Raw genomic sequence first — 9,026 nt, forward strand, 5'->3', positions numbered from 1 at the left:
GGCCCCTGAACATTAAAGGGGCACAGATATACGGTAGAAAGTTCAGATCACGAACAGCGACGGGCTTCCGCGCCACAGTCGAAGGTCGTAGAAGGGTGGAACTTTGCCGTTCGTCTCGCCCATCGGAACGAGACGCCATTCACAACACAAGCACCTAGGTTTGAACGCGGAAATGAGACATTTGCGGATGTAACAACCTTGCCGCAATGCAGCATCGTCCGCCTTGCACGCGGCGAAGGGTCACTTCACTGACGGATAGAGTCACAAAACCTTCGCGACCTTGACATCGAAGTGTCATCCACGAGCCCTACTGTATTGCGAAACGCAATCTCTGCGTCATTCACATTACAGATGGTGATCCATGAAGCCCAGCGATGCCGAGACCGACCGCAAATACGTGTTGCGGCTCAGAAATGTCGGTGTGACCTATTCAGGCGGAGTGGTGGCGCTCAGATCGACCACCCTCGATTTCTTCCAGCGCGAGTTCTCCGTTTTACTCGGCCTGTCGGGTGCGGGGAAATCGACACTTTTGCGCTCCCTGAACCTCCTTGTTAAACCTACCTCCGGCGAGATTGTCTCATCGGATTTCGGTGTCCTTGGCCCGACCGGCGCACTCCGCCAGCACCGGCGCCGAACGGCACTCATTTTCCAGCACCATCAGCTGATCGAGCGACATACGGCCCTCGCCAACGTCCTCACCGGCCGACTCGGCTATCACAATACCTTGCGCAGTTTCTTCCCGCTGCCCCGCGCGGACCTGGAACTGGCTCTCCACTGCCTCGAGCGCGTCGGTCTGGCCGACAAATCCATGACGCGTGTCGATCAGCTCTCTGGCGGCCAGAAGCAGCGTGTCGGGATTGCCCGCGCGCTGGCGCAGCAGCCCAACATCATTCTGGCCGACGAGCCTGTCGCCAGCCTCGATCCCGCCACCTCGGAGAAGATCCTCGAACTGCTTCGCCAGGTGTGCAAAGAAGACGGCATCACCGCCATCGTGTCGCTGCACCAGCTGGAATACGCGCAGCGCTTTGCAGACCGGATCATTGGCCTTGCCGGTGCACATGTTGTGTTTGACGGCGCTCCTGATGAGCTCAATGACGACAATTTCGCCGCGATATACGCCGGGCACCGCCGTGAGCCAATCGCACCCAGCCGGACGAGTAACCCCGCCTACGCCCAGCCACCGTTTACGCCTGAGATGGAGATGTCCCTATGAACCGCCTGCTGAAATTTGCCATTGCTGCCGCCCTTGCCATGGGGCTGGCAGCGCCAGCCCACGCCGCCAATCCGAATCCAGAGACTTTAAAGGTCGCACTGTTACCGGATGAGAATGCGTCCGAGTTGATCAAGCGCAATCAACCGCTCAAGGACTACCTCGAGAAGGAACTGGGCAAGAAGGTCGATCTGGTTGTGACAACAGACTACTCGTCGATGATCGAGGCAATGCGTTTCGGCCGGATCGACATAGCCTATTTCGGTCCGCTCTCGTACGTGCTTGCCAAGGGCAAAGCCGATATCGAGCCGTTTGCGGCAATGGTCAGCGACGGCAAGCCGACTTACCGCTCTGTCGTCATTGCCAACGCGAATGCCAATGTGAATTCGCTCAGCGACATCAAGGGCAAGAAGGTCGCTTTCGGCGATCGCGCTTCCACCTCCAGCCATCTGATTCCGAAGACGTTGATGGCGGAAGCCGGTGTCGTGAATGATCGCGATTACCAGCAGCACTTCGTCGGCAGCCACGATGCGGTTGCGGTGAATGTCGCCAACGGCAATGCGGAAGTCGGGGGCCTTTCCGAGGTGATCTGGAAAACTCTTCTTGAGAGAAAGCTCGTCGACGCAGGCAAGGTCAAGGTCATCGCCTACAGCAAGGAATATCCCCAATACCCGTGGACGATGCGCTCCGACCTGAAGCCGGAGCTGAAGGACAAGATCCGCACCACTTTCGTGAACCTGAAGGACCCCGCAGTTCTGAAGAACTTCAAGGCGGACGGTTTCGCCCCGATCACGGACAATGATTACGACGTGATCCGCGATATGGGAAAGTTGCTTGGAATCGACTTCGGAGCGATGTGAGGACGTGATGACGACGCTCGGCGCAACCACAATCAACACAACAAACCATTATCTCGATCAGTACAGTCGGGCGTGGATCCGGCAGTCTGCCCAGGTTGCTGCGGTACTCGCTATTGTGCTGGTTGCATTCTGGTATGTTGGTCTTCTGGATTTCGGGACCCTGGCAAACGGGGTTCCGGCCATCTTAACGCTGGCCCGCGAGGCGATGCCGCCGGATTTCACCAATGCGCGCGCGTGGCTCAAGCCGCTGGTGGACACCTTGGCAATGAGTATTGCCGGAACGGCAATAGCGGTGCTTCTGTCATTTCCGCTGGCTTTTCTTGCTGCCCGGAACACGTCGCCGCACACGATCGTATTTCATGTCGCCCGTACCCTGCTAAACGCTCTTCGCTCGGTCCCGGAGCTGATTATGGGCATCATTTTCGTTGCTGCCGTAGGCTTTGGTGCTTTACCCGGCGTTCTGGCATTAGGCCTGCATTCGGTCGGTATGGTCGGCAAGTTTTTTGCGGAAGCAATTGAGCATGTCGATGAGGCCCCCATAGAGGCTGCGCGCGCCGCAGGTGCAACTCCGGTTCAAGTGTTGTTCCACGCCGTCCTGCCACAAGTGTCATCGCAGTTCGCAGACGTATCCGTCTATCGCTGGGAATATAACTTCCGCGCATCCACGATAATGGGAATGGTTGGCGCAGGCGGTATTGGGTTTGAGCTGATGGGATCGCTTCGAATCATGTTGTATCAAGAAGTCAGCGCCATTTTACTCGTCATCCTGATAATGGTGACAATCGTCGATGGCCTGAGCGGCTATTTGCGGAAGAAATTCAAGTAAGGACCGGCCATCGTGAAACCGCGCGTCGTCATCACCCACAAAGTGCATCAGGAAACCTTGGATCTCCTCTGTGACCATTGTGAAGTCACTCCCAATCAAACTATGGAAACCCTGCCCCGCGAAGAGATTCGCCGCCGTGTCGGCACGGCGGATGCAATGATGGCCTTCATGCCGGACTGGGTCGACGCCGATTTCCTGGCAGCTTGCCCGCAGATGAAGGTCATCGGCGCGGCCTTGAAGGGCTACGATAACTTCGATGTCGCGGCCTGTACGGCCCGGGGCATCTGGCTGAGCATCGTGCCTGACCTCCTGACCGTGCCGACGGCTGAGTTGGCCATCGGCCTTACCATCGGCCTCACCCGCAAGATGATCCAGGCCGATGCCAGGGTCCGCTGCGGCAAATTCGCCGGTTGGCGGCCGGAGTTTTTCGGCCTGGGCATCGCGGGGTCCGCCATTGGTATTCTCGGAATGGGGGCGATTGGGCAAGCCATCGCCGAACGGCTGAATGGCTGGGGCGCAACGCTGCTATACAACGACCGGGTGCCGATCCCAGCACCCGGCGGCGAAGCTCGACCTAGTGTTGCTCGGCGCAGCCTGGAGGAGGTATTATCCGAATCCGATATCGTCATCCTGGCCCTGGCGCTGGCCCCAGACACCATCCATCTGATCAACGACAGGACGCTCGCCCTGATGAAACCAGGCGCATACCTCGTGAATCCATGCCGCGGCTCTGTCGTGAGCGAAGCTGCTGTTCTAACTGCGCTCACCAGCGGTCAGCTCGGCGGGTATGCCGCCGACGTGTTCGAGCTGGAGGATTGGGCTCGCGAAGACAGACCGCGGGAGATCGCTCCGGGCTTGCTGGGTCACCCAAACACGATGTTCAGCCCGCATATTGGCTCTGCTGTTAAGAAAGTTCGCTTGGCAATCGAACTGCGCGCTGCAGAAAATATCCTGCAGGCCCTTTCGGGTAAGCCGCCAATGGATGCCGTCAACAATCCGAGACAAGTGGCTTAGATCGGCAATGCTGAATCTAGTATGGGTGCGGACATTTCTGGCCCTGGCGAAGCATAAGAGCTTTCAAGCGTCCGCAGAATATCTTCGGATCGCTCAGCCGACGGCCTCATCACATATCCAGAAGCTTGAGGAGCAGCTGGGTGTCCTGCTATTCCATCGCTCCCGAACGGGGTGCGAGCCGACGCGGGAAGCGATGAACTTTCTGCCTTATGCCCAGAGCATCCTTAGGGTTAACGAGCGTGCACTCGCCGCGGTCTCTGGGGAGCGCACGCGGATCGGTGCCAGTTCCAATATCGGAATCTATCTGCTGCAGCCCTATGTCCGGTCATATCTGGAAGGCCGCGATCCAGCGGCTTTTGATATGGTGATTGACCGCAATCCGTCCATCGTCGAGAAACTGGAGAATGTCGAAATAGATGTGGCCGTGTTGGAATGGTGGGACAACCGCGACGGCTGCCAAGTCGAGCGCTGGAGAAGCGAGCCCGTCGTCGTCATCGTTCCGCCCGATCATCCATTGGCGTCTCAAGACCACATTGATCCGGTTCAGTTATCCGCATTTGAGCTTCTCGGCGGCGAACCTGGCACCGGGACCGGGCGGATGCTTGCGAAATATTTCGGCGATCACGCTCAAATGCCGCGGGTTTCCCTACAGTTGGGTAGCACCGAGGCTGTCAAGCAGGCGGTAAAGGCTGGAGTTGGCATCTCTCTAGTTCTGGCGTCAGCCGTATCGGACGAGGTGCGGGCCGGAAGCCTGCGTGCCTTACCCTTCCCTGACCCGCCGCTACGAAAGGACCTGTTTGTCGCTTGGCGCACCGGCATTTCGGGCATGCCTATACCGGCCTTCGCCCAGCATCTATTGAACGCTCACTGCAATGAGACGGTATCCGCTCGCTGACGTCAGCGCCTCTCGAATCGGCTACATGCGCGTTTTGTTGGTCATGAACGCGTATTTCGCACGGTCTAAGCGGTCGCTCAACCGGTTCGATGATTGAGTGAGGAGCTTAAATGCGACGTCAAAGAGCGTGGGTACAGGCGATCTGTTTTCGCATGCGCTCTGCGGTCAGCTGAAGGCGGCCCAGCTCCATCAACCCATGTCATGGGTTCGTGTTTCTTAGTCGATCTGGCTAGCTTCTCCTGTGGCGAATGTCCGCAAAGTGGCAACCAAGCCGCCCTCGGCAACCAATCGAAAGCGCAGAATTCCACTCCACCGCGACGTTCCTGCCCTCTGCCGGAAAAGGCCGCAGTGGCTCATGGCTTGCCGTACAACTTTCTCGAACCAAGGTCCGAAAGGGGTCCGGGAGCGGCCGGAGAAGGCACGAAGCTGTCCCCCTCGCATACTTCAGGTTTCGCGCTTGCGACGACTGAGCAGCTTTTCACCATCGGCTCTCAACTCGCCTTCTGGCCCGACAAACCGGTAGAGCGTCTGCCGGGTAATTCCGAGTTCGGCACAGAGATCGCGCACCTTGGTTGCCGGTTGTCCCATGGATGCGGCGGCAAGCCGCAGCTTGGCTGGCGTCATCTTGAAGGGGCGGCCGCCGTTGCGCCCTCGGGCGCGGGCTGACGCCAGGCCTGCCTTAGTCCGTTCGACGATCAACTCACGTTCGAACTCAGCCAGCCCGGCGAAGATGGCGAATACCAGTCGGCCGTTGGTAGTGGTGGTGTCGATCGATGCGCCTTCGCCAGCCAATATCTTCAGACCAATGGCGCGTTTGGTTAGATCGCCGACCAGGTTGACCAGATGACGTAGATCACGGCCGAGCCGATCCAGTTTCCAAACCACGAGTGTGTCGCCAACACGCAGCGCCTTCAGGCATGCCTCAAGACCGGGTCGGTCGTCGCGGCGGCCCGAGGCTGCATCCTCATAGATATGGTCAGGCAGAACGCCGGCCCTGATCAGGGCGTCGCGCTGCAGGTCGTGGGCTTGACTGCCATCAGCTTTCGAGACCCGTGCGTATCCGATCAACAATGTCATTTATACGTCCGTTTGTGTGACATTCTTCATTTGGTCGCGCCAAAGTCTGTAGATTGTCACATAACCCGTCTTGCAATGTAAGCTCCATGAACGGTTATCTCCGATCTTTTTGTGACGAACGGAGTACCCATGCCCCGCCGGATGATTTTGACGGATGCCGAACGGCAGAATTTCCTTGCTCTTCCCATTGATGACGACACTCTGATCCGGCATTGGTGCCTCGATGACGATGATCGCCATCTTATCGAAACTCGACGCCATGATGACACTCGGTTGGGATTAGCGCTTCAGCTCTCTGCTCTTCGTTATCCCGGCCGCCTGATTCAGCGGGGGGAAGTCATCCCTTCTGTGGCGCTGTCGTTTCTGGCCGAACAACTCGGGATCGAGCCAGAGGCACTTTCCACTTTTGCACGGAGAGCACCAACCCGCTATGAGCAGCTCGCCATCCTGCGCCAGCACTATGGCTTCACTGAACTGTCACACCCGTTGCGCGCCGATCTGCTTGCATTTGCACGCGGCATTGCGATCGCTTCGACGAAAGACAAATTTGTCGTTGCAACACTGGCTGACGAGATGCGGCGGAGGCGCATCATTATTCCCGGCATTACCGTGCTCGAACGGTTGGCGGGGCAGGCTTGCACTGAAGCCGAGGAGGCGCTGTATACCGATGTCGCCGGAAGATTGACGCCGGACCTTGTTCTTCGGATGGAAACATTGCTCGGCGCGGGACGACGCGCAAAACAGAGCGGCATATCCTGGTTGCGAGAACCTCCCGGTAAAGCCGGGGCAACGGCCATGCGGGGATTGATAGATCGACTGGAGGCCGTGCGTCATGTCGGTGTCCCCAATGATGTGCTTCAAGCGATCCCGGCTCACCGTGTTCGTCGGATGGCACAGGAAGGTCGTCGTCTGACTGCCCAGAATTTTGAGCAGATGCGGCCAGGCCGCCGTCACGCGACATTGGCCGCGTTTTTTCTGGAAATGGAAATAGCACTCACCGACGCGGCGATCAGCATGTTCGAGACGTTGATTGGCAAGAGTTTTCGGCAGGCAGAGGCAGCCCGTGACAAGCAACTCCTCGAAACCGCATCGTCGGCGACATCCGCACTCGATTTCTTCGTCAATTTTGGCGAAGCCATAACCGCCCAACGCGAAGCTGGGCTTTCTCTTGATGAGGCGGTGACCACTGTCGCGAGCTGGGAAGAGCTCATTCAGGCAACAGCTTCGGCGAAGGCAGTGAGAAGGCCTCGCAGCGAGGATGATTTGATCACCTACCTGCCGGCTCAATATGCTCGCATCCGGCGGTTCGCGGCTGCATTTCTGGCCTCGTTCACCTTTGAAGGAAACCGCCGAAACGTACATATCATTGAAGCTATTGTGCAGATGGAAACTGCCTGGAGGAAAGGGGCCAGATCAAACGATCGGCCCTGGATCCGCAAGGCGTTGCTGCTGGCGAATGCGCGATGGCGCAAGGAAATCGTCGGCGCTGATGACGTGATCGACCGGAAGATGCTGGAACTCTTTCTCATCGTCGAGCTGAAAAACAGGATTGCCGCCGGCGACATATGGATCAGGGGTTCCCGCGCCTACCGCGCACTCGACGAGTACATGATCTCGCACCAGACGTTTGCCGTCATCAAAGCCGAGGCCCGCATTCCGGTCGCGATTCCGATCGATGTCGAGACCTATCTCGCCCAGAAGGCCGACGCTCTGGATCAAAAGCTGCGTGAGGCGACACGTCGCCTGGAAACTAGTCGAGGCGATACCCGCATCGGCGCAAAAGGATTGCGGGTCCCAGCGGTCAGAAGCACGGAAACCGAAGCCGCAATCGCGTTCGCAAGGCGGGTGGCGACAGCCATGCCGCCAATCCGGTTGACGGACCTTGTGGCCGATATCGACCGGATGACCGGCTTCAGTTCGTTATTCGAGCACCTCCAGACCGGTCGGTCACCTTCCGATCTGCGGGTGTTCTATGCGGCGCTGATCGCCGAAGCCACAAATCTCGGCTTCTCGAAGATGGCGCATGCCTGTCCCGGCATCACGCGCCGCCAGCTACAGCAGATGGCAATCTGGCATTTTCGCGAGGAGACATTCGCTCTGGCGCTCGCCAAACTGGTTGAGGCTCAACACTCTGCCCCGTTCTCAACAGTGTTCGGCTCGCACGCTGTTTCCTCGTCGGACGGACAACATATCCATCTTGGCGACGGCGGCGAAGTCGCAGGCGGCGTCAATGGCAGGTATGGAAACAACCCGATTATCAAGCTCTACACCGCAATCTCTGGTCGCTACGCGCCCTTTCATACCAAAATCATCGCCGCAACGGCAAGTGAAGCCGTTCACGTGCTTGACGCATTGCTGGAAACCGACGCTGGCCTTAATATTGTCCGACACCACGTCGATGGCGGCGGCGTCAGCGATCTTGTATTCGCCCTCTGTCATGCGCTCGGCTTCGCATTCGTGCCGCGCATCCCCGATCTCGACGGGCGATGCCTCTACGCCTTCGGACTGGCCAAACAATACGGAATTCTTCAGAATGTCATGGGTGACCGGATTGACGCCGATCTGATCCGGACGCATTGGGATGATATCTTGCGCCTGATGACCTCGCTACGCACGCGCACCGTCAGCGCCTCGCTCATGCTGAAGCGATTGTCGGCGACAACGAGGCAAAGCGGTCTTGCCCAGGCGTTGCGCCAGATGGGACGGATTGAACGAACCCTCTTCACCCTCGACTGGATCAACGACGAGCAATTGCGAAAGACAACTACCGCTGAATTGAACAAGGGCGAAAGCCGGAACAGCCTTGTTCGGGCAGTCAATCTTCATCGTCTCGGCCGTTTCCGCGATCGCAGTCAGGAAAACCTGTCGATCCGGGCATCCGCTCTCAATCTGGTTGTCACCGCCATCATTCACTGGAACACAATCTATATCGGCCGCGTCATCGATGCCCTGCGCAGTGCAGGACAGGCTATCCCGGATCATCTGCTGTCCAGCCTGTCGCCTCTCACATGGGAGCATGTGAACCTGACCGGCGATTACCTCTGGGAAGAAAAGCCGGCTCTCGACAAAAACGGGTTCCGAGCCATCCCGTTCAACCCATGATCCGCCTGCCGTATATCTGTGCCCCTTTAATGTTCAGGGGCC

7 protein-coding genes are annotated in these 9,026 nt (G+C 58.1%); 6 read left to right on the forward strand and 1 reads right to left on the reverse strand.

All coding sequences use genetic code 11. The annotated features are described in order from the left end of the window. The first annotated feature begins 361 nt into the window (after positions 1-361). Genes phnC through AX729_RS31770 form a run of 5 tightly spaced genes read left to right on the forward strand, consistent with a single transcriptional unit; the run spans position 362 to position 4,805 of the window. On the forward strand, positions 362-1,213 hold the full coding sequence (gene phnC, locus AX729_RS31750) for a phosphonate ABC transporter ATP-binding protein (RefSeq protein ID WP_006023687.1): 852 nt from the start codon (positions 362-364) through the stop codon (positions 1,211-1,213). Further along, a complete protein-coding gene (gene phnD / locus AX729_RS31755) occupies positions 1,210-2,070 on the forward strand; it encodes a phosphate/phosphite/phosphonate ABC transporter substrate-binding protein (protein ID WP_006023686.1) in 861 nt (286 codons plus the stop codon). The genes phnC and phnD overlap by 4 nt, the downstream gene beginning before the upstream one ends. Positions 2,071-2,077: 7 nt before the next feature. Next, positions 2,078-2,896, forward strand: a complete 819-nt coding sequence (gene phnE, locus AX729_RS31760; RefSeq protein WP_006023685.1) for a phosphonate ABC transporter, permease protein PhnE — start codon at positions 2,078-2,080, stop codon at positions 2,894-2,896. A gap of 12 nt (positions 2,897-2,908) precedes the next feature. Continuing rightward, complete coding sequence (locus AX729_RS31765; protein ID WP_006023684.1) at positions 2,909-3,910, forward strand: phosphonate dehydrogenase; 1,002 nt, start codon at positions 2,909-2,911, stop codon at positions 3,908-3,910. Between the two features lie 7 nt (positions 3,911-3,917). After that, positions 3,918-4,805, forward strand: a complete 888-nt coding sequence (locus tag AX729_RS31770) for a LysR family transcriptional regulator (protein WP_006023683.1) — start codon at positions 3,918-3,920, stop codon at positions 4,803-4,805. Positions 4,806-5,249: 444 nt separating this feature from the next. Here AX729_RS31770 and AX729_RS31775 read toward each other — a convergent pair whose 3' ends face one another. Beyond that, positions 5,250-5,876 (reverse strand): recombinase family protein, encoded by a 627-nt coding sequence (locus AX729_RS31775; RefSeq protein WP_024342673.1) that lies wholly within the window; start codon positions 5,874-5,876, stop codon positions 5,250-5,252. 135 nt (positions 5,877-6,011) lie between these two features. Here AX729_RS31775 and AX729_RS31780 point away from each other — a divergent pair, with 135 nt between their 5' ends. After that, on the forward strand, positions 6,012-8,984 hold the full coding sequence (locus AX729_RS31780) for a Tn3 family transposase (protein WP_006023681.1): 2,973 nt from the start codon (positions 6,012-6,014) through the stop codon (positions 8,982-8,984). Positions 8,985-9,026 lie beyond the last annotated feature (42 nt).

The sequence above is a fragment of the Bradyrhizobium sp. CCH5-F6 genome, assembly GCF_001556045.1.
Taxonomy (GTDB): Bacteria; Pseudomonadota; Alphaproteobacteria; order Rhizobiales; family Xanthobacteraceae; genus Bradyrhizobium.

Coding starts and splice junctions, on each gene's coding strand:
- phnC (WP_006023687.1), top strand. CDS start 362: ATGAAGCCCAGCGATGCCGAGACCGACCGCAAATACGTGTTGCGGCTC.
- AX729_RS31770 (WP_006023683.1), top strand. CDS start 3,918: ATGCTGAATCTAGTATGGGTGCGGACATTTCTGGCCCTGGCGAAGCAT.
- phnE (WP_006023685.1), top strand. CDS start 2,078: ATGACGACGCTCGGCGCAACCACAATCAACACAACAAACCATTATCTC.
- phnD (WP_006023686.1), top strand. CDS start 1,210: ATGAACCGCCTGCTGAAATTTGCCATTGCTGCCGCCCTTGCCATGGGG.
- AX729_RS31780 (WP_006023681.1), top strand. CDS start 6,012: ATGCCCCGCCGGATGATTTTGACGGATGCCGAACGGCAGAATTTCCTT.